This is a genomic window from Pseudomonas sp. MD195_PC81_125, assembly GCF_014060985.1.
GTDB classification, from domain to species: domain Bacteria; phylum Pseudomonadota; class Gammaproteobacteria; order Pseudomonadales; family Pseudomonadaceae; genus Aquipseudomonas; species Aquipseudomonas parakoreensis.
Genome location: NZ_JABULD010000199.1, coordinates 1 through 21,513, shown reverse-complemented (window position 1 = coordinate 21,513; position 21,513 = coordinate 1). Strand labels below are relative to the sequence as shown.

Below are 21,513 nucleotides of genomic sequence, written 5' to 3'. Positions count from 1 at the left end.
GTTACAGAGACATCGGTTTTCCCGACAGAACACTTGAAACTCTGGGAGCTGTACAGCAATTACCCCGACTGGGCGGCGCTGACGTTGATCGCATACTATCCGGAAAACTTCATCAATCCCTTTGTGCGGCAACGCAAGACCCGTCTGTTCAAGGCACTGGAAAATGACTTGAACCAAACGCGTCTGACCGACGATTCGGTGCGGCGTGCGTTGCAGGAATACCTCAAGGCATTCGAACAGACCTGCAATCTGGACGTCATCAGCGCCTGCCTGGAGGGCGATTCGGCAAGCCGTGCAACTTACTATTTCGTCGGTCGTCAGCGGGTGCAGCCGTTGCAGTATTACTGGCGCAAGGCCGACATCGACCTCACCACTGCCGGCAATCCGGTCAACCCGGCGACATGGAATGAATGGCAACCCGTCGACATTCCGGTGGGCGGCCGGGTTCTGGATATACGGCCGCTGGTCTGGGCGGGACGCTTGTGTCTGGTGTGGGCCGAATGGTCTGATCAGGTAGGTGAAAAAGGGGCGAACGGCTATGTGCCCCCCAAGCTGGATATCAACCTGGCGTTCATGAGCCAGAACGCGGAATGGTCCGCACCACTGAGCCTGTACAGCGCTGATCAGGGCAGCGATACCAGCGCGGATGCCCGGTTGCTGGCGATGACGTTGGCCGATGACCTGATTCACCCCAAGGGACGGCTGGGTGTATTGCTCACCAGCCCGGCGGGTCTGGAAGTCCGCGCCACGCGTGATGTGCTCTTTCGTCCGCTGGCCGAAGACGACGGCACTTGGCTCGATCATCTGGCCAATGAACGCTTCACCGATATTCTGACCTTGCAGCATTCGCTGACGCCGAAGAATCAGCCAGTGGTCGCGATCAAGAGTGAGACCTCGGGACCGCTGACGGGTTATTACGGGCTGCAGGCGGTGTTTTCGGAGAAGGGTACAGAGGATTTTCTCTGGGTCAGGGGGGCTGTGTCGGGCAACGGGCGGAAACACCGGCGAGCGCGCCGAGTTTGAGTTGGCACTGAGCAATGGTGCAGAAGGCGACCCTGTACCTGTCAAGGCATCAGAATCGGTTGCAGGGGGGTGGGCCACTCAATGGATGGAACTCAAGCGCTTGAAAGGAGGATTCACCGGGCTGGTCGAGTTCTCCTTGAGCAACGCCGAACAAGGCAGCAGGCAATTTACAGTCTCGCTGACCAAAATCACCCGTTTCGTGCCGCCGACGCTGGAAAAAAATACGCTGGATGCCGCGCAGTTCATCGGCTTCAGGCAGCCTGGTGTGTTGTCCCGCACGCGCTTGAATTCGCTGTTCGGCCCGGAGCTGGTGCAGCGCAGCAATGTCTCCGTGGATGCCGTACTGGACTGGGACACCCAGTTCCTGACCGAACCACCTCCAGCTGCGGGACCGATCGATGAGCCGAACGGGGCGTTCGACGGGGCCAATGGTCTGTATTTCTGGGAGCTGTTTTTTCATCTGCCGCATCTGGTGGCGACCCGTTTGCGGGCTGAGGATCGCTATCTGGAAGCGCAGAACTGGCTGCACTATGTGTTCGATCCGCAAGCCGTTGAAACGTCGGTGGAGCCGAAAAAACCTCGTTTTTGGCGCTGCCGTCCTCTGTACAGCGAGGGGAAAGTCGGGCACGAAGCACAGATGCCCACCGATCCTGATGCGATCGCCTATGCCGCGCCACAGCACTATCAGATTCTGTTGTTCACCGATTACGTGAGAAACCTGGTCGCTTGGGGCGACTGGTACTACCGTCAGCTCACCCGCGATGCGCTGGTGGCGGCAAAACTGTGTTACGTACAAGCCGAGTTTCTGATGGGCAAGCCACCCTCTGTTCGCGCGGTGACTCGTTGGCAAGCGCAGACGGTAGACGACTTGTTGAGACAGAGCACGAACCGCCCCGCGCTCGAACAGTTCGAGCAGGAACTGCAGTTTTCTCCGGCAGACATTCCCCCGGCTGCCGAAGCGTCACCGTTGATGGGCCTGCTGGCGAACGAGCCGTTCAAACTGCCGATCAACGAACAGTTGCTTGATCTGTTCGATTGGCCGGGCCAGCGTCTGAACAACTTGCGCAACAACCTGACCCTGGATGGCAAACCACTGGACGTTGCGCTGTTCAGCCCGCCCACCGATCCCAATCAATTGTTGCGCGATCTGGCCGCTGGCGGCGTTGGCCTGCCGCGACCGATGGGCGGACGTCTGGTGGTGGGCGCCTTCCGCTGGCGGGTCACCTACGAGGCGGCATTGCGCGCCGTGCAGACCTTGCAGGAGTACGGCAGCCAGGTTTTGCGCCTGCTGGAACAGCGCGATCGGGCCGAGCAGGAAGAACTGCAGCAAGAGCATCTCAAGGAACTGGGCGATTACGCCCGCGCGGTTCAAGAACAATCCATTGCCCAGCTTGAAGCGGGGCTCACGGCCCTGAGCCAGAGTCAGACCATGGCCAGGCAGCGGGCCGAACGATACGACGCCTGGTACGACGAACACATCAGCGATGCCGAATACCAGGTCATGGAAAAGCTGCAGGCCGTCAAATGGATGAATGCAGGGACGCACGCGATCAAGACCGGAGGCGCAGTCGTGGGGGCCCTGCCGAATATTTTCGGCGTGGCCAACGGTGGTCATCGTCCAGAAAAAAATCGCCGATGCCGTGGTCTATGGTCTGGAGCTCGGCGCGATGATTGTGCAGGTCGACGCAGATAAACAAGCCCTCACCGAAAGCTACCGCCTGCGCCGCAGGGAGTGGGAATTGCAACGCGATCAGGCATTGGCCGAAGTCGCGGCGCTGGCCGGGCAGATCACCGCGCAAACATTCGCCGTGGAAGCGGCCAGGAAGAGTCTGGAGCAAACCCTGCGGGCCAACGGTCAGGCGCTGACGCTCTACAACTACCTGAAAAAACGTGCGACCAACGCCGAATTGTTCGGTTGGCTCCTGGGCCAGCTCAAGGCCTTGCACTATCAGGCTTACGATGCGGTGGTCAGTCTGTGCCTGAGTGCCCGTGCGTCGTTGAGTGCTGAAACCGGCAATTACGACACCGTTGAGGCGTTACCACAGGTCTGGCTCGACAATCGTCACGGATTGACCGCCGGTGAGCACTTGCGCGAATACCTGCTGCGCATGGACCGCCTGTACCTGCAAAGCCATGAACGCCGTCTGGAGCGGGTCAAGACCGTTTCGTTGCGACGCTTGTTCGATGACCGGAAAGACCCGCAGCCGGGATTCTCCGACTGGACCCAGGCACTGAAAGAGCTGACCGACAAGGGCACGCTGGAATTTCAGCTGACGCAGCTGTCATTCGATCGCGATCACCCCGGCGAGTATTGCCGGCTGATCAACCTGGTCGAGGTCCATACGCCCGGACTGCTCGGCTCTTATCAGGACCTACAGGCGACGCTGCTGCAGATCGGCAGCATGATCGCTACCCAGGCTACGGCGCAGTCCGTCGAGTACCTGCATCGTCCCGCGGGCAAGGTGGCGCCGGACGAGGTGCTGTTCAATCTGCGCAGTGGTCAGCAGATCGGTTTATCGGCAGGGATCGCCGACACAGGCATGAACGCCTCTAAACCCGATGAGGGCTTGCTCAACCCGTTCGAGAACACCGGCGTGGTTTCGCGCTGGCAGTTGCACTTTCCCTGGCCCACATGCGAGCGGCAAGCGTCGATGCTCAACTCGCTTACCGACATCATTGTGCGCGTGCGGTACACGGCCAAGGCCGGTGAGCCGACGTTTACCCTCGCCGTCAAAGACCTGGTCACCCGGGCGCTGACGTCCCGCTCACGTAATAACCAAGGAGCAGACCAACATGTTTGAACCCGTGATTCAGGCCAATGACAGTCTGGTGCTCAATGGGGATTTCCGTGAGGGTCTGGAGTTCTGGAACAAGGGCAACAATGGACGTGAGATCTCAGTCATAGGCGAAGTGTATGAAGATGTGCAGATTAAAGTGCTTGCTGCGGGAAACCTTGCCTCTGTCCATCAAACGTTCACTTTACCTTTGCAACCAAGTGACAGTGCCCGGTATGTGCTGAGTTTCATGTATGAAACGCGGCACACCGAACCGGGAAACATACTCATCACGGCTGAAGATGGCACCCCGTTGAGAGAAATACCGTTGCCGCCGGGCAGCGCTCGCGACGCTGCAGAGGAGCAGGTCCGGATTGCCAATGGGCAGCCGCTGGATTTCAAACCGACGTTCTGCAGCACTTCGCTGGAATTTCCGGGGCAGCGCGAGGACAAGATTCGCCTCACAATCGTCGCTCCGGAAAATGCTGATCCCGAGGACTATCACCTGCGGGTTTTGATCACCCGCATTCGCCTGGAATTGCACCTGGCGCTGCCGCAGGTGCGCACGGTGAAGGTAGACGCAGAGCATTTGTTACCTGACGAGCCGGTTCACTTGTGTCTGGGCGCGATGGGGGACTTGCAGCACCGGCTTGAGTTCATACTCGCCCCCGACAGTCCCTGGTTGCACACCAGCGCTGCGTTGGTGAGCGATGACAATCCACAAGGCGCCATTATTGCGACCCCTGCCTGGGGCGTGGATCAACCACTGGATTCAGCGTGGCTCCTTCAATGTCCATTGATCGGTGATCAGGAACCTTACTTGTTCACGCTGCAACTGGTGAACCAGTTCACCGCCGAGCCTTACTCGATGCAGGTCTCGCTGGGGCATCACCGGCTGATGTTCGATGAGGTGCTGGAGGCTGCGTATTTCCCGGTGCTGGAGTTGGGGCAATCAGTGCGTCTGGGGGTGCGCGTAGCGTCCTGGTACACCGGTCAGTTTCTGGCTGGACGCACGGTGACCTGGGCCACAGAAGAGCAGGGTGTGCTGAGTACGACCCCCACTGACCCGGAAGGCTGGGCGTATGTCGATTATCTGCCCGTTGCGGCAGGCAACATTGCCATTCTGGCCTCGGTGGCGAGCCCTTACTACGCCAGCGGTGTCGAAACCACGAAGCTCGACGTTCGAGTGCTGGCGACCGATCCATGGAAGGACGTACTGGCCGTGGTAGAAGACGTTACCTCGCCTTGGGCGCAAAAGACCGGTTATCCCAATCGGGGTTCGACTTATCAGCTGAGTGTGCGGCTGCCTGAGGCGTTACTTGGCACTGAGCTGGCCATGCACTGGGAAGGCGATAGCGCGGCACAGTTGGGTGTGGAGGTACGTCCCGAGCTGGAAGAATGGGTGCCCTCCAGCGCCGCCGACCTGAGTTGGGAACTGGACTGCCGGGACGAGCTTGACGGGCGTTTTCAGTTGCAGCTTTCGTGCTCGAAGTTATTGCTGCGTTCGGACAGAAAACCGATGTCACTGGCACGCAATCTGGTGCGCATTGGTGACATTCAGGAGGCCAACAAGTTTCCCGTGGTGGACGAAGGCGAAAGTGTTCTGTTGCGGGTTCAGGTGGTGCATGTGGTCACCAGTGGCGACGGCGATCCGGTCAACAATGCACGGGTGGACTGGCAGACGCCCGAAGGCACGATTGTCACCCGATCGGGGATCGGCGGCTGGGCCAGTGTGCTGTATCAACCAGGCCACGCCGGTGAACGGGTGGTGACCGCTCGCGTGCTGGCCCACGATGAAGCGGTGCCGATAGAGCGAACGTTTGCAGTGACGGCGCTGGCCAGCAGTCCGTGGAAGGATCAGGTCAGGATTGTGTTCGACGATGTAGACGTCGATCTGGCCGAGCTGGGGTTGCTGTGCTGGCGCGGAGCTCCCCACACACTGAAAGTCGAACCCACGGCCGGCAGTGTGCTGCTTGACCAGATGGTGACGCTGCAATGGCGAGGGGCGTCGCCGGGAATCGGGTTGACCGTCACGTCTATCGGCGAGCCGCGCAAGCTTGAGGCAAGCGGGCTGGAGTGGACGTTCTGTTCGCAAGTCGACTCGAGTACCAGCAGTCTGTTCAGCCTGACCTTGAGCAGTCCGGTACTTGCCGCGCCCCGGGAGTTGTTCGGTCGGCTGATCTCTACAGAGCTTGTGGATGAACTGACGGTGATGCTGGATCAGGTGACTGCGACAAGCGCCAGTCAGAGAATGTTTCCCTGCATCGGGGCCACGCACAGCTTGCGCTACCTGCCCAATGCCTTGAGCCCTCTGGTGGGATTGCAGGGGACGTTGATGTGGCTGGGAACCCCGGCTGAAGAGCTGGACGTGAGTGTCGAGCCTCCGCTCGATACTGTCCGGCCACTCGAAGACGGTGGCGTCGAATGGGTACTGGACTTCAGCGCGAGCAAGGTCTCCGGCACCTTTATGCTAGGTCTTTATTTGCCGGCATTGAACCTGTCCATGACCGCCAACCCGATGCAGCTCGGTCACAACAAGTTGCGAATCGAAGACTGGCATGAGTCCGCAGTCGATGCTGTTGTTGGCAAGGACAAAGCCTGGAGCTGGATCCGGGTGGTCTCGGCTTTCACCCGCCAGGCAGTCGCGCAGGTGGCGGTGCAGTGGAAGAGCGCAATCGGCTCCGACACCGTCGCCAGCGATGACCTCGGCTGGTCGGGGTTTGGCCTGCTGCCGGGCACGGCGGGTCAGCAGGAGGTGGTGGCCCATGTGCACAGCCTGTTCGATGGCTATGAGGAGCAGCGTGCCCTGTCTTTTACGGCACTTGCCCGTGACCCTTGGGAAGATGTGCGGGTGCGGTTCGATGGACATGATGAACATTCATGGGGCAATCACACGTACTTTCCACGACGCAATGGCTCACATGCCATCGAGGTACTGTTCCCGGAGGGCAGCCCGTTGCTCGAGCAGAAACTGACCCTGGGTTTGACCGGCACCGGCCCAGTGGAACTGGGGCTGAGTTTCGAACCCGCGCTCGGCGCGCCACGCCAGCCTTCAGCCTTCGGTTTTCTGCGCTATTCCTTGCGCTGTGCCGACTTGAAGGACGGTGGCTTCGCCTTGCGTCTCGGGGCTGAGCGTCTGGCCAGCCTGTCGCCGGCCAACGCGATGTCGCTGGGGGAGGGCGAGCAAGTGTGGAAACTGCTCACCAGTACTAGCGTTCAGCAAGTGCTGGAATGGGAGCAGGAACTGGTCGAGCAGGTGAAAGTGGTGTCGTCCGTTTCCGGTCAAGGTATCGCCGGCGTATTGGTGACCTGGCGCAATGAGGATTTGGGGACGACCACCCGTCTGACCGACTTTTACGGTGTTGCCACTGTGCGCTTCAAACCGCAGACGCCGGGGCCGGCGGTAGTGACGGCGACGGTGGGAGAGACGGCGCATTCGGAGTCGGTCGAGCTGCCCTATACGCTTGAAGAACCGCGCGTCATCAGCGAACTGTACGAACCGGAAGATTCTCGTTTGCCACCCAATGAGGATCGCGCGCAAGCCATTGCCAGAGTGGTGTCGGCACGCACCGGTTTGCCGCTGGCGGGGGGGCAGGTGCGCTGGGATTTTGCCGGCAGTGCCTTGACGCCGTCGGTGACGGATGAGGAGGGGCTTGCGCGTTTGACCTTTAATTATCCGGCTGAACAGGATGACGTATTGTCTGCCACGGTCAGTGGTGGAGTAGGCGGTTGGGATATGGCGCAGTTGGTGTATGGCGGGCTGGTGCCGGTGATTGAGTCGTTGACCAGTTTGTACACTGACATCAACTTGGGGCAGTCAGTCAGCGCGGTTGTGCGTGTAGTTTCCCGGAATGATGGCAAGCCGCTGGAAGGGATTAAAGTCCGGTGGCGGATCCCCGGCCTGGACCTGCTTGTCACCACTACAGATATGGATGGCAAGTCGACACTGCAACTGAGCCCGATCGAGTTGGGGCCGAACACGCTCGAAGCGAGTGTCGGTCTTGGAAGTTCCAAAACATGGACTTTTTACGTATTCGATCCTGCACAAATTCCCATGTTTGAGCGCATCACTAATCTTTCACCGCGAAATGTTGTCGGCAGCGAGGCGCATGTCGAAGTCAGAATCATTGACCAGCAGACAGGGCAGCCTGTAGCCAACAGAAATATTGCGTGGTTCTATTCGAATTTGTCGCTGGCCTCGATGAGGTCCGACGCTGACGGGATCGCGTACGTCAAGTTCATCTTCCCGCGAGCAGGTCGGGAAAAGCTGAGCGCCCAAACCTTTTCGGCCTACGAGGAATTGTTTATTACCGTAACTGAGAACGTGTGAGGGAACGGCAGCCGGGCTCAGAGCGTTCCGGCCTTCTTCCAGTTGAGGTACTCAGTCACTAATGCGGCGCTCAACTCTCCGGGCTGTACATCGAGCACCTGAACTGCCTGCGCATTCAACCGCTCATGCAACTCTGCCCGGGCATTGAGGTAATCCACCGTGCCGCAATAAGCCAGTGCTTCGGGCAGCGTTTGTGCCGGGGCATTGCGCACGCGATCGAGGGTTTCCTCGCGCAGGCTGACCACCAGCACTTGATGCTGCTGGCTCAGACGTTTGACGCTGGCGAGCAGGTCTTCGGTGTCCTCGTCACGCAGGTTGGTCAGCAGCACGATCAGCGCCCGGCGCTTCTGCCGCGCCAACAGCTGATTGATCGCGGTTGAATAGTCGGCAGGACGCTGACTGCTGTCCAGATCATAAACGGCGTTGAGCAGGACCTTGAGCTGACTGGAACCCTTGATCGGCGCGAGAAAACGCGGTTGCGCGACGGCGAATGTGCTCAGCCCCACGGCATCACCCTGACGCAGGGCCACGTGGCTCAGCAGCAGACACGCATTCAGGGCATGGTCGAAATGCGACAGCTCGCCATCCTGGCTGCGCATTTGCCGGCCGCAATCGAGCATGAACATGATCTGCTGGTCGCGTTCATCCTCGTACTCGCGGGCAATCGGCGTGCGCTGACGGGCGGTGGCTTTCCAGTCGATCTGGCGCAGGCTGTCGCCCTCGCGAAATTCGCGCAGTTGATGAAACTCCATCCCCTGGCCACGACGCTGGCGCTGACGTACGCCGAGCTGGCTGAGCCAATTGTCAACTGCGAGCAGTTCGCCGCCGTACAGCCGGGCGAAGTCCGGATAGACGCGGATCTCACCGCTCACGTCGAGCAGGCGTTTGCCTGTCCACAGACCGAACGGGCTGGGCAGATTGATTTCGCAATGCTCGAAGCTGAAGTGCCCACGTTTGAGCGGACGCAGGCGATAGCCGACCTCGCTGTATTGCCCGGGTTGCAGTTCGACCACCTGCGGCAGGTTTTCGAAACTCAGCCCCTGTGGCACATGGTCGAAAATCTCCACCGCGACCGGCCCGTTGAAGTCATGGCTGAGCTGCAGCCGTACCTCGCTCCAGCGTCCGAGCGCCAGGCTGCCGGGCGTCTGGCGCTGTAGGCGCGGCGATGGCCGGCGGCTGAGGCGCAGCGCATCGATGATCGCCAGTACCAGCAGCGCCAGGAGCAAGCCCCAGTTGATCGCCGACAGTGGGGCGGGCACGTCGATGTCGAGGGCTTGTAGCGTGCCAGTGAGGATACCGATGAGGCACAGGGCGGCGAGCCAGATCAACAACAGACGTGAGGGTTTCATGGCGCTGCACCGGTTTGTCTGCTGAAAAGATCGCAGCCTGCGGCAGTTCCTGCATAGAGCGCGATCCCCTGTTGGAGCTGCCGAAGGCTGCGATCTTTCGATCTTTTCTGGATCCTCACAGACGCGGCGCCGGCACTTGGTCGAGCAACTGCTGCAGTACCTGATCGACCTGCAGACCTTCGATGTCCAGCTCCGGCGCTACTCGCACCCGATGGCGCAGCACCGAGAGCGCGCAGCCCTTGATGTCATCGGGAAGCACAAACTCGCCGCCACGCAGCAACGCACGGGCGCGGGCGCATCGCACCAGCGCAATCGAGGCTCGCGGGCCGGCGCCGAGGGTCAGGCCGGGCCAGGAGCGGGTGCTGCGTGCCAGTCGTACCGCGTAATCCAGCACTTGGTCGTCAATCGGCAGGTCGCTGGCGATGCGTTGCAAGGCCTGCACGTCCTTGGCCTGCAAGACCGTGCGCAACGGCTGTACATCAAGCATGTCGGCGCGGGTCGAGCGGCTGACCTGACGCACCATGTTCAACTCCTGCTCGGCCTCCGGGTAATCCATGCGCACCTTGAGCATGAAACGGTCGAGCTCGGCTTCCGGCAGTGGATAAGTGCCTTCCTGCTCGATCGGATTTTGCGTGGCGAGCACCATGAACGGCTGGGGTATCGGCAGCGCCCGGCCTTCGAGGGTGACCTGGCGTTCCTGCATGGCTTCGAGCAATGCCGCTTGAGTCTTGGCCGGGGCGCGGTTGATCTCGTCGGCCAGCAGCAGGTGGGTGAACAACGGCCCTTTGCGCAGCTTGAATTGTTCGCTTTGCAGGTCGTAGACCGCGTGGCCGGTGACGTCGCTGGGCATCAGGTCCGGGGTGAACTGGATGCGTGCGAACTCGCCGCCGAAGCATTTCGCCAGGGCGCGAACCAGCAGCGTCTTGCCAAGTCCGGGGACGCCTTCGAGCAGCACATGGCCGCCGGCGATCAACGCGGTCAGCACGTCGTCGATCACGCTGTTCTGGCCGATCAAGGCCTTCTGCAATTCGCCGCGCAGCGCTTGCGCCAACTGGCTGGCACGCTGGCGTTGCTGGGCGGCGTGGGTGGCGCTGCCGGGTTCGATCTGTTCACTCATAGCGTGTTCCTCAAGGTTTGCAGCTGGGCCACCTGGCGACTGAAATCAGCGCTGCTCATGCGCTGTTTTGGCAGCGGGCTCAGGGCCTGGCTGATGGCGCGGGTCGGCTGTCGGGTCAGGCGCGACAGCACCAGCCATTGCTCAGCCACGTTCAACTGGTCGAAGCCGGGATAGCGGCGGCGAGCGCGGCGCAGCACATCCTGTTGCAGGGCTTGCAACAGCGTGTGCTCACCGTTGTGGCGCAGGATGAAGTCGGCACTGGCGCGCAAGTGTTCCTGCAGCTGGCGACGGCCACTCGGGGCAGGTGCCTGCAGTGGCCCTTGGCGCACAGCAACGTGCCACAAGCCAAGGACGATCAGCGCCAGCAGGGCGACGATGGCGTGCGGGAAGTAACGCCAGAGCAAGGTCAGCAGACCATCGTGCGCCGTGCTGTAAATCAGCGTGACGTCGGTGTCGGCGCTCAGGTACCAGAGCAGCCAGGCATTGTCGTGCTTGGCGATGGCCGGGGTTTTCCACAGCTCGGCATCGGTGACCACCGTGATCGAGCCGACGCCGTAGGGCAATTGCATCATGTGCGTGGCCCTGGCGCTGTTGGCCCAGGCCTGGGCGAGATTCTTCGGGTCGTCCAGATGGAACGCGGTGTCGAAACCGGCGTAGGCCGGCGCGTCCTCGTCTTCGAGGTAGAGTTTGGTCAGGTTCGGGTATGGGTCATCGGCCAGGTCCGCCGGCGGTTCCTTGAGATCCTTGCTCAGCGACTGGTGCAACTGCACCCGGTCCAGCAACAGGTCATCGCTCTGTTTGGCCTGCTTGTCCCACAACGCTTCGGCCACGAATACGATTCGCCCGCCGGCGCGAGCCCAGTTCAACACTTGATCAACCTGCCGTGGTGTCATCCGCGAACGCTCGCCAAACAACAGCAGGGTGTGCCGGCGCGGATCAATATCGGGCAGCACCGCCAGCGTTTCGGCATGGCTGACGTTGAGGCCGTGCTCGCGCAAAAACATTTCTGCCGCCAGATAAGGATTGGCTTGCGCCTGGGGCGACGGGCCGTGATCGATCACTTCCTGATAGGGCCGGGCCTTGACGTACAGATAAACGCTCAACGCGGCGAGCAGCGCGACGATCAGCCCGCCGAGCAACCACGCGCTGCGCCGGCTCAAGCGTGCGCTCCATGGTCGAACAAGGTGCGCCAGCCGTCACACAGTTCCCGTTGCAGATGGGCCGCCGGCATGCGGTGCCCATAGGCCATGTTCTGCCAGTGCAGCGTCAGGCTGCGACTGAACGCCAGCAGTTCAGGGTGCTGCAATTGCTCAACCCGCAGCAGTACCTGATGCTCGGTGTCGGCGGGTTTCAAGGTCAGGGCAAAATCGTGCAGCAGACGGCTGAGCAATCCGCGATAGAGCAGGCCCAGCGCAGCGCGCGGCTGGGTTTGCCAGAGTTGTTCGGCGCTGGCGGCGATGTCGTCGGGCAGGGATTGCGGGTTCAGGTCAAGGCCGAATGCTTGTTGTGGAGCAGGAGGCCGGACGCGCGCGGGCGGCTTCGGCCGACGGCTGACGAAGGTGCGCAGGAATTCGCGGTAGCGCCAGATCAGCCAGCCGATAGCCGCGAGCAACGCGCCCCACAGCAGCACCTCGATCAAGACCGCCACAGCATTGAAGCGTTGACCGTCGAGCCAGCCGAGCAGGGTTTTCAGCCATTGCGGGGCCTCGCCGGGTTCGCCCTCCGCCGGGGCTGACGGGTCGTCACCCAAGCGATAGCGCGTCACGCTTTCCTTGTTCTTGAACGGTGGTTGTTCGAGCAGCGCCTTGATGCTGTCGTGCGAAGCCTGACTGGTCAGCGGTTGATTCAGCAGGCGAGGGGCCTCCGGGGCGTTGGCCGGCGCATTCGCCCACGCCGGCGGCACTGTCGGCAACCATAGACAGACGGCCAACAGCAGGCCCAGAGCGCTGCCGTTCAGGCGTTGGCGCAAACGGCGGAACACCAGCTCGATGTCCCACGCTTCCAGTGCCGTGCGCCGGTTCAGATACAGACTGAAACCGCAAGCGACATACACCGGTTCCCAGACCACCAGTACCAGCGCATAGAAAGCGTTGGTCAGGTGCTCCAGCCAACGCCAGTGGTGGTCGCTGTCGAGGATCAGCGATTGCCAGTCCCAGTCGGTTTCGATCTGCTGTGGCAGGAGCATGTAGAACAGCACCATCAGGCCGATCCACAGCGCAGTCTCCAGGTGCATGCCGATGATCGTCAGCCATTGCGCGGCGCCGGCATTGCGTTGCAGCAACACCTGCAAGCGTTGCTGACGCGCCGTGCCGTCGAGGCCTTCGAGTTGCACCACCGGCAGCAGGAAGCTGCGACTCAGGCTCAGGCGGCGCCAGGTCAGGCTGGCCAGCAGTTGTGGTTTCAACAGCCGTGGAAATTCGCGCAGGGCCTGTTTCAGCGTGGGCGTTTCGCCGAACAGGGCCTTGGACAGGATGTACAGCGGCAGGCGCTCGTACGCCGGTTTCAGCCACCAGAAAATCAATACCGCCAGCGACGGCGAATCCCACAGCAACAAGGTCAGCATGGCGAACAACGGCAAGGTGACGATGACCCAACTGGTCATCAGCAGGCGTCGATGCTGCTGGCTCATGAGCACGCCCAGGTCCATGGCCTCCCAGCTGCTGCGCGGGCGGATCGCCACGGTGGCATCACTCAGGCGCATGGCGTGTCCTTCCGGCGAGCAGCAGATAAGCCGCGACGGCGATCCACAACGCAGCGCCGACCGCGTATTTGATCTGCGGTGTGACCCCGGTCTTCGACGACCAGTACGCTTCGATGAACGCCGCGATCAACAGGAACAGCATGACCCCGCACACCAGCAGCACGCTTTTGCGCGCGGCCTCCACCAGCGCCTCGCCGCGCGTCAGGCGCCCGGGCGCAATCACGCTCCAGCCGAGTTTCAGCCCCGCCGCCCCCGCCAGGGCAATGGCCGTCAGCTCGAAGGCGCCGTGGCCGATCACGAATGACCAGAACGTCTGGCCAAAACCGATCTCGGTCAGGTGCCCGGCCACCGCACCGATGACCAGCCCGTTGTAGAACAGGAAAAATGCGCTGCCCACGCCCAGCAGCAAACCGCTGGCGAAGGTCTGAAAGGCGATTCCGATGTTGTTCATCACGTAATAACCGAACATCACCCAGTCCTCACTGGCCGCCCGTTCGGCCGAGCGCCCGAGGTGCCCGGCTACCGGGTCGTACATGCTCTGCATCTCGCGCACCTGTTCGGCGGGGATCAGGTTGTAGATCAGTTCGGGAAAGGCATACACCAGCAAGGCGAAGCCGATCAGGCTGCCGAAAAACACCAGTCCGGCGGCCAGCACGAAGGGCCACTCGGCGCGCACCAGCCGGGGGAAGTCTGCGAGGATGAAACCGAGCAGGTTGGCGGCGAAGCGACTGCGGTGCCGATACAGCTGCTGGTGGCCGCGCAACACCAGTTGTTGCAGCGAGTCGATCAGAAAACTGCTGTAGCCGCGCTCCTGCGCCAACGCCAGATGCTGGCAGAGGCGTCGATAAGCCTTGGGGAAACTGGCTGCCTGCGAGGTGTCCTTGCCATGTTCGAGGCGTTCGAGGGCGAGGGTGAAGCGCTCCCATTCGGCCTTGTGGCGAGCTTCGAAAAGACTCTGCTTCATGTCGGACCCAACAGGCCGCGGGCGATGCCATTGAGCTCGCTGACCGCTTTGGGCGTCGGGATGTGCAGCGGCTGGGCGAGCAGCGCGGCCAGCTCATTGACCCGCGCCGGCGACAGTTCGGCCTGGCGTTCGGCGAAGGCGAGCAGGGCCCGTTGTTCACTGAGGTTGAGCGGTACGGGCGAGCGGCGCGGCTGGACGTCGGGTAATTGCGGGGCGAAGCAGGGCCGGTTCGCTGTAGACCACCAGAGTGCCGGCGGCGATGTCGCCCAGGCGTTTGAAGGTGGGATGTTGCAGGCAACTGATGGCGCCGAAGGCATAACCGAACGGCAGCAGATCGACAAAACGCAGCAGGTTGCGCAGCAGCGACGCCGACCAGCCGACCGGTGTGCCGTTGTCGTGGATCACTCGCAGGCCCATCCATTGCTTGCCTGGCGAACGGCCCTGACGCAGCACTTCGAACAGCACCATGTACCACCAGCTGACGGCAAACAGCAGCAACGAACCCAGGCCCATGCCGAGCTGGCCAAGAAACGCCAGCACCAGGAACAATCCGCCGAGGATGGCGCCGCGAATGCCCAGGTCGATGCCGAAGGCGAGGCTGCGCACCATCAGACCGGCCGGGCGCAACGGCAGGTCGATGCCTCCGGGGTTTCCACTGGATGGCGGGTATCGAGTGGCGGGTTCAGCGGTGCTTTCCGTGGCAGTGCTGTGTTCTCGAGCATGGGCTACCTGATGGGGCCGGATCGGGATACGAGGTTTGTCCGATGCTAGCAGCCTCTTGGGGGAAAACGACATAACTATGTATTGCACCGCGTGTGGCGCAGGCTGGCCGAATGACACGGCGCTGGCCGCAATGGCGGTTGAACGCCTAGACTTTGCCGATCTCAAGTTCAGGAACCGCCCGTGACTTCAATCTTCTGGTACGACTACGAAACCACCGGCATCAATCCGCGCAATGACCGCCCGCTGCAGGTCGCCGGGATTCGCACCGACCACGATCTCAATGAAATCGACGAACCGGTCAACCTCTACTGCCAGCCCAGTGAAGACATCCTGCCGCACCCGGCGGCGTGCGCCATTACCGGTATCACCCCGAGCCGTCTCGCCGAACAGGGTTTGAGCGAAGCCGATTTCATGACTCGGGTGCATGCGCAACTGGCGGCACCCGGTACTTGCGGTGCGGGTTACAACACCCTGCGCTTCGACGACGAGATGACCCGCTACAGCCTCTATCGCAATTTCTTCGACCCGTATGCCCGTGAATGGCAGGGCGGCAACAGTCGTTGGGATCTGATCGATGTGGTACGCGCCGCGTATGCGTTGCGCCCCGACGGTCTGGTCTGGCCGACCGATGACGCAGGCAAGGTCACCCTCAAGCTCGAACGCCTGACAGCCGCCAACAACATTGACCATGGGCATGCTCACGAGGCGCTCTCGGACGTGCGCGCCACCATCGCCCTGGCGCGGTTGATCCGCGAGAAACAGCCGAAGTTGTATGACTGGCTGTTTCAACTGCGCAGTAAACAGAAAGTCATGGATCAGATTCGCCTGTTGCAGCCGCTGGTGCACATCTCCGGACGCTTCTCGGCGGCTCGCCATTATGTCGGTGTGGTCTTGCCACTGGCCTGGCATCCGCGCAATCGCAATGCCCTGATCGTCTGTGACCTGCACCTTGACCCGCAAGGTCTGCTCGATCTGGACGCCGAAACGCTGCGTCAGCGCCTGTACACCCGTCGCGATGATCTCGCCGAGGGGGAGTTTCCGGTGCCGCTCAAACTGATTCACATCAATCGCTGCCCGGTGGTGGCGCCGTTGTCGGTATTGCGTGCCGACGATCAGCAGCGTCTGGGCCTGGACATGGCGCTCTACCAGGCGCGCGCGCTGCGGCTAAGTGACGCACAACAAGTTTGGAAAGATAAAGTTACGGCAATTTATGCCAGCGAAGACTTCACCCCGAATGAAGACCCGGAACAGCAGTTGTACGATGGATTTATCGGTGATCGTGATCGGCGTCTATGCGAGCAAGTGAGGACAGCGGATCCGGCGCAATTAGCGCAAGAGCAATGGCCGTTCGATGACGAACGTCTGCCGGAATTACTCTTTCGATATCGCGCACGCAACTTTCCCGATACGTTGAATTTTGCCGAGCAAGAGCGCTGGAGAATATTCTGTCAGCAGCGTTTGTCCGAGCCGCACATGGGCGCACCTAATACCCTGCAATCTTTCGCCGAGGCCGCGCAGCAATGGGCGCTTAATGCGACGCCGATACAGAATCAAGTGCTCAATGAGTGGCAGAATTATGTCCAGGCATTGCGCAAACGTTTGAATCTTTGAAATCGAACATAGTGTACCCATGAAATACCGGGCATAAAAAAAACGCCAGCGTAAGCTGGCGTTTTTCATGGGCCGCAGAATCAGTCTGCGACAGGCATTGCGGCTTAGCCCAGCAGGGTAGCCCAGCCTTCAACCACGTCACCGCCCCACTTGGCTTTCCACTCTTTCAGGGTCTTGTGGTTGCCACCTTTGGTTTCGATGACTTCGCCGTTGTGCGGGTTTTTGTATTGTTTAACTTTGCGTGCACGCTTGGTGCCAGTAGTTTTGACTGCGACGCCACGGGTGCCTTTGGTTTTCGATTCCGGATCCAGCAGGGCGATGATGTCGCGCAGGGATTTGGAGTATTCGCCCATCAGGGTGCGCAGTTTGCCTTCGAATTCCAGCTCGGCTTGCAATTTGTCGTCTTGCGACAGATTTTTCAAACGCGCTTGCAGCTCTTTGATAGCTTCTTCGGTGGCGCGATATTCGTTGATCAAGGACATGGTAACTACCTTATGCGGATGTGTTGAATGGCAGGGGACAGTGCCGCAATAATAGTCAGGCTGTTTCATCAAGTAAACATTTAAGCGTATTTTTTATTTGAATTAGTTACGTGAAATAACCGGTAAATTGAATGGTCATCTAAATAATGTGATGCAGTCATCACGATTATTCACAATTATCTGGCCGAACAGCTTCACCGGCGCATCATCGCTTCGTCGTACAGTGCGCTCAGGCGCCATGAACCGCGCCCTCTCCGGCAAGTGCTCATCATTACTGCAGATTTCGCGCACAGTCGCTAGAATGGCCGCCTTTGCGAAGTTCTGGAGTTTCCCCCTCATGCGCACCTTTCGGTTGGTGATTTCCTGCCCTGACCGCGTTGGCATCGTTGCCAAAGTCAGTAACTTTCTGGCATCCCACAACGGCTGGATCACCGAAGCGAGCCACCACTCGGATAATCAGAACGGCTGGTTTTTCATGCGTCACGAGATCCGCGCCGATTCGCTGCCGTTCGGTATTGAAGTGCTGCGCGAGAAGTTTGCGCCGATTGCCGAAGAGTTCTCGATGGACTGGCGCATTACTGACACCGAGCAGAAGAAACGCGTGGTGCTGATGGCCAGCCGCGAATCCCACTGCCTGGCCGACTTGCTGCACCGCTGGCACAGCGACGAGCTCGATTGCGAAATCTCCTGTGTGATTTCCAACCACAATGACCTGCGCAGCATGGTCGAGTGGCACGGCATTCCTTATTACCATGTCCCGGTCAATCCGCAGGACAAGGAACCAGCGTTCGCCGAAGTCTCGCGTCTGGTCAAACAGCACGACGCCGAAGTGGTGGTGCTGGCGCGCTACATGCAGATCCTGCCGCCGGCGCTGTGCCGCGAATACGCGCACAAGGTGATCAACATTCATCACAGCTTCCTGCCGTCGTTCGTCGGTGCCAAGCCGTACCATCAGGCGTCGCTGCGCGGCGTGAAGCTGATCGGCGCGACTTGCCACTACGTGACCGAAGAGCTGGACGCCGGTCCGATCATCGAGCAGGACGTGGTGCGCGTCAGCCACAGCGACAGCATCGAAGATATGGTGCGTTTCGGCCGTGACGTCGAGAAGATGGTGTTGGCCCGTGGCCTGCGTTATCACCTCGAAGACCGCGTGCTGGTGCACGGCAACAAGACCGTGGTGTTCTGATCGAACCCACGCGTACTTGAATAATGAAGGGCCTGGGCGTTCAATCGTCCCAGGCCCTTTTTTCGTTTCAGCCCTTGAGGAACTGCCGTGAGCGACCCACTGGACAAAGCCACTTCGAAAGCGCCGGCCATATTGGGCGAAGGTTGTCTGAGCCGTTATGACCCGAATGACCTGAGCCCGGAAGACGGCACCGAGTTCCCCGGCGCCGCCGAGTTGTGGGAGCAACTCAAGGAGCAGGCGGACGAACCTGAGAAGCCTGCCTGAACTTCAGCAGCTTTTTGAGCAATGGCCGCCCCAGCATCAATAGAAACACCGGGCCGCCCACCACCAGATAAAAGTAGAACGTCACCACTCGCCAGATCAGAATCGCTGCCGCCGCGGTGGATTTACCGACCATCGGCGCCAGCAGCGCTGCCGAGGTCAGTTCCGCCGCCCCCGCGCCACCGGGCAACAAGCTCATTTGACCCGCCCCCAGCGACAGCATCTGCACCAGAAAACTCCAGGCCCACTGCAGGTCCGCGCCCAGCCCGCGCAAGGCCAGGTACAACACGCTGTAACGCAGCAGCCAGTGCATGCAGGTCAGGGCGAAAACCTTGATCAGCGTCTGCCACGGCAACTTGAGCGTGTCGATGAACGCATCGAGAAAATGCAGCAGCTTGCGTGCCCAGCGCCGGCGCGTGGCCGGTTGCACGTTGAGGCGGGCGAGCAGGCGTCCGCTCAGAAGAATCAGGCGACGGTGGTAGCGCGCCAGCAGCACGCAACTGAACAACCCACCGAACAGTGACACGGCGCTGACCATCAGCAGCCACTCCAGACGATCGCTGAGGTGCTGAAACAAGGCGTAGATCAGGATGCCGCTCAAGGCACAGAGAAAGAACAGCAGATCGCTCAACTGATCCATGGCAAACACCGCACTGCCACGGGCCGGGCGCACACCGCAGCGCGCCAGCAAGGCCATGATCGTCAGCGGCCCGCCACTGCCGCCGGGAGTGGCGCAGTAGGCGAACTCCGCGGCCATCACCACACCGAGGCTTTTCAGCGGCGTGACCCGATCGCGCTGATCGCCCAGCAGCAGGCGCAAGCGCAGGGTGTTGATACCCCAGCAGAACAGAATCATGCCGAACATGATCAGCAGCCAGTGCAGCGGAAAGTTCTGCAACCGCGCGCCGATCTCGCCGCCGCCGAGCAGCACCGGGATCAGTACAGCGGCGAGCAGGCCGATCAACAACACAATGCCGCGACTCATGCAGCGCGCTCCATTCGCCCGCGGTGCTGGGTGAGCCAGTCGATTTTGCTCATGGGCGTGCGTCCTTCTGCCAGCAGCCGTTCAAGGGTTCGTAGCCAGTAATCACGCGCGAAGGCGTGGCGCATGTCTACCGGGTGCAAGCCTAGACGAATCACCGCGGCGTCGCGCCAATGCTGTTCGCGTTGCTCGCTGACGAGTTTTGACAGACCCCGGCGCCAGGCGCTGCGCGCACTCCAGACCAGACCCGGGGCGTTGATGGCGGTGAAATCCGGCAATTGATAAAGATGTTGCGGGTCGCTGGTGTAGCTCAATGGGGTTTCACGAAGGGCCTGGCGGGTGCCCTCACTCATCAGCCAGGCCGGGGCGACGAAGCCGTGCAACGGCCAGCCATTGCGCCGGAACAGTTCGATGCCATGGCGCAGGCGAGCCTGCGCCGCTTCCCGGGACAGCCGATAAAACTCACCCTCGTGGGTGTAGATCCGGCGCATGAACCAGTCACGGGGCGTGGTCGGGGCTGGCTCGCGGTCGTCATGGTAATAGCCGTGCAAGGCCAGTTCATCGCCACGGACAAGCCGCTCGCCGAGCATTCGGCAGAACGCGGGATGAGCCTCAAGCGCATCGTGACCATGGAAATCCGGAACGACCAGCCAGGTCATCGGTACGCCACCCATTGCGTCGACCGCCTCGACAAATGGCCGATAATCCGCCCACGTCGACGGCGCCACGTCGTGCAGCACCAGCAACACTGCGCGGTCATTCAAGGAATCAGCCATTGGCCACTCTTTGCCGCGAGTGACCGAGCACCGCGTGGTAATGACCGAGCAGGCTGTCGACCACGCTGTCCCAGGAGTAACGTCGTTCGACATGTTGTCGCGCTTGATGGCCGAGTTTCAGGCAGCCGCGACTGAACAGCTCGCGCACCGCATTGGCCATGGCTTGCGGGTTATTCGGTGCACAGAGCAAGCCGCAGTCTTCGGCGACGATTTCTTCAAATGCCCCGGCCGCCACCGCGACCACCGGAATCCCGCAGGCCATGGCTTCGAGGATTACCAGACCGAAGGTTTCCTGATCGCCGGCATGGATCAGGGCATCGGCGCTGGCCATTAATCGCGCCACGGTGGCGGCAGGACAGAACCCGTCGATCACGCTGACATTGTCCGGAACCACGGCGGGCATCGATGAACCGACCAGCAACAGGTGATAGCGCGGGCCGAGGCGTTGCATGCATTTGAGCAGCACTGGCAGGTTTTTCTCTTTGGAGCCGCGTCCGGCAAAAATCAGCAGACGGGTGTCTTCGGCAATGCCCAGTTCGGCGCGCAAACCCTTGTCGCGGGCGCCAGGATGGAAAGTTTGCAGATCCACCCCCAGCGGTTGCACGAACACGTTGCGCACCCCCAGGCCTCGAAGTTTATCGGCCATCACTTGGCTCGGCGCCAGCACCCGGTCGAAGTTGCCGTACAGTTTGCTGACGTAAGCCTCGACATTCGGCGTGACCCAATGGCCCATGCGATTGCTCACCAGCAACGGCAGATCCGAGTGATAAAAGCCGATCACCGGCACATCCAGGTGACGCCGCGCGTCGAGCGCCGCCCAGGCAGTCAGGTACGGGTCGCCGACTTCGATCAGCTCCGGTTGCAAGTCCTGCAGGACATTGCGCCACGGAGCAAGACGCACGGGGAAGCGATAACCTTTGCCAAAGGGCAGGGCAGGTGCGGGCACTGTGTAGACGCCATCGTGTTCACCGAAGTGCGCACCGGGGATCAGCAGGCTGTGGCGAATGCCCGTTTTGACGCCCAGCCGGCGGTGCTTGGCGTCCAGGTAAGTGCGTACGCCGCCGCTGGCCGGGGCGTAGAACATGGTGATGTCGGCGATATGCACAGTGATCAACCCTCCGCTGCGTTGCACTCCCTTGGTTGACCTTTATCCAGAATAGATGTTCGGTCGGGAATTGGCGGTGGGTCTCAAGGGTAATAAGATCGCAGCCTGCGGCAGCTCCTACACAGGATG

The 21,513-nt window shown here is 61.0% G+C and carries 16 protein-coding genes and 1 pseudogene; 7 read left to right on the top strand and 10 right to left on the bottom strand.

Annotation, left to right across the window (positions count from 1 at the left end):
* The 4 genes from HT737_RS32380 to HT737_RS08575 all read left to right on the top strand — a co-directional run.
* Positions 1-1,023, top strand: a 1,023-nt coding sequence (locus tag HT737_RS32380) for a neuraminidase-like domain-containing protein (protein ID WP_308809980.1), incomplete at its 5' end; no start/stop codon positions are given.
* Between the two features lie 100 nt (positions 1,024-1,123).
* Complete coding sequence (locus tag HT737_RS32375; protein ID WP_308809979.1) at positions 1,124-2,716, top strand: hypothetical protein; 1,593 nt, start codon at positions 1,124-1,126, stop codon at positions 2,714-2,716.
* Positions 2,631-3,824 carry a hypothetical protein gene (locus HT737_RS32370; protein WP_374011144.1) on the top strand — a complete coding sequence of 398 codons (1,194 nt, stop codon included), beginning with the start codon at positions 2,631-2,633 and terminating at the stop codon, positions 3,822-3,824. Before HT737_RS32375 ends, HT737_RS32370 begins: the two co-directional genes overlap by 86 nt.
* Complete coding sequence (locus tag HT737_RS08575) at positions 3,817-8,127, top strand: hypothetical protein (RefSeq protein ID WP_182402215.1); 4,311 nt, start codon at positions 3,817-3,819, stop codon at positions 8,125-8,127. Before HT737_RS32370 ends, HT737_RS08575 begins: the two co-directional genes overlap by 8 nt.
* Before the next feature lie 17 nt (positions 8,128-8,144).
* Here the strand turns inward: HT737_RS08575 and HT737_RS08570 are convergent, their stop codons facing one another.
* From HT737_RS08570 to HT737_RS08545, 6 genes and pseudogenes are all read right to left on the bottom strand, one after another.
* Positions 8,145-9,476, bottom strand: coding sequence for a DUF58 domain-containing protein (locus HT737_RS08570; RefSeq protein WP_182402213.1), 1,332 nt, complete (start codon positions 9,474-9,476; stop codon positions 8,145-8,147).
* A gap of 115 nt (positions 9,477-9,591) precedes the next feature.
* Positions 9,592-10,593, bottom strand: coding sequence for a MoxR family ATPase (locus HT737_RS08565; RefSeq protein WP_182402211.1), 1,002 nt, complete (start codon positions 10,591-10,593; stop codon positions 9,592-9,594).
* The gene (locus HT737_RS08560) at positions 10,590-11,753 is read right to left on the bottom strand and encodes a DUF4350 domain-containing protein (protein ID WP_182402209.1); all 1,164 of its coding nucleotides are present in this window, start codon (positions 11,751-11,753) and stop codon (positions 10,590-10,592) included. The genes HT737_RS08565 and HT737_RS08560 overlap by 4 nt, the downstream gene beginning before the upstream one ends.
* On the bottom strand, positions 11,750-13,294 hold the full coding sequence (locus HT737_RS08555; RefSeq protein ID WP_182402207.1) for a DUF4129 domain-containing protein: 1,545 nt from the start codon (positions 13,292-13,294) through the stop codon (positions 11,750-11,752). The genes HT737_RS08560 and HT737_RS08555 overlap by 4 nt, the downstream gene beginning before the upstream one ends.
* Positions 13,281-14,258 (bottom strand): stage II sporulation protein M, encoded by a 978-nt coding sequence (locus tag HT737_RS08550; protein ID WP_182402204.1) that lies wholly within the window; start codon positions 14,256-14,258, stop codon positions 13,281-13,283. Before HT737_RS08550 ends, HT737_RS08555 begins: the two co-directional genes overlap by 14 nt.
* Positions 14,255-14,980 (bottom strand): annotated as a pseudogene (locus tag HT737_RS08545) (RDD family protein). The gene HT737_RS08550 and the pseudogene HT737_RS08545 overlap by 4 nt, the downstream one beginning before the upstream one ends.
* A 181-nt stretch (positions 14,981-15,161) precedes the next feature.
* On the opposite strand from HT737_RS08545, the gene sbcB reads away from it, so the two are divergent.
* Entirely contained in the window at positions 15,162-16,592 is a 1,431-nt protein-coding gene (gene sbcB / locus HT737_RS08540; protein ID WP_047296079.1) for an exodeoxyribonuclease I, read from the top strand.
* Between the two features lie 104 nt (positions 16,593-16,696).
* Here the strand turns inward: sbcB and mvaT are convergent, their stop codons facing one another.
* Complete coding sequence (mvaT, locus tag HT737_RS08535; RefSeq protein ID WP_041068510.1) at positions 16,697-17,074, bottom strand: histone-like nucleoid-structuring protein MvaT; 378 nt, start codon at positions 17,072-17,074, stop codon at positions 16,697-16,699.
* A gap of 337 nt (positions 17,075-17,411) precedes the next feature.
* Here mvaT and purU point away from each other — a divergent pair, with 337 nt between their 5' ends.
* Positions 17,412-18,260, top strand: a complete 849-nt coding sequence (purU, locus tag HT737_RS08530; protein ID WP_003227580.1) for a formyltetrahydrofolate deformylase — start codon at positions 17,412-17,414, stop codon at positions 18,258-18,260.
* A gap of 87 nt (positions 18,261-18,347) precedes the next feature.
* Complete coding sequence (locus HT737_RS08525) at positions 18,348-18,524, top strand: hypothetical protein (protein WP_182402202.1); 177 nt, start codon at positions 18,348-18,350, stop codon at positions 18,522-18,524.
* Here HT737_RS08525 and HT737_RS08520 read toward each other — a convergent pair.
* Genes HT737_RS08520 through HT737_RS08510 form a run of 3 tightly spaced genes read right to left on the bottom strand, consistent with a single transcriptional unit; the run spans position 18,487 to position 21,384 of the window.
* Positions 18,487-19,506: a lysylphosphatidylglycerol synthase transmembrane domain-containing protein gene (locus HT737_RS08520; RefSeq protein ID WP_182402200.1), complete on the bottom strand. Its 1,020-nt coding sequence runs from the start codon at positions 19,504-19,506 to the stop codon at positions 18,487-18,489. The two genes, HT737_RS08525 and HT737_RS08520, sit on opposite strands and share 38 nt — an antisense overlap.
* A complete protein-coding gene (locus tag HT737_RS08515; protein ID WP_182402197.1) occupies positions 19,503-20,279 on the bottom strand; it encodes a DUF2334 domain-containing protein in 777 nt (258 codons plus the stop codon). Before HT737_RS08515 ends, HT737_RS08520 begins: the two co-directional genes overlap by 4 nt.
* Positions 20,272-21,384, bottom strand: coding sequence for a glycosyltransferase family 4 protein (locus HT737_RS08510; protein WP_374011145.1), 1,113 nt, complete (start codon positions 21,382-21,384; stop codon positions 20,272-20,274). Before HT737_RS08510 ends, HT737_RS08515 begins: the two co-directional genes overlap by 8 nt.
* Positions 21,385-21,513: the final 129 nt, after the last annotated feature.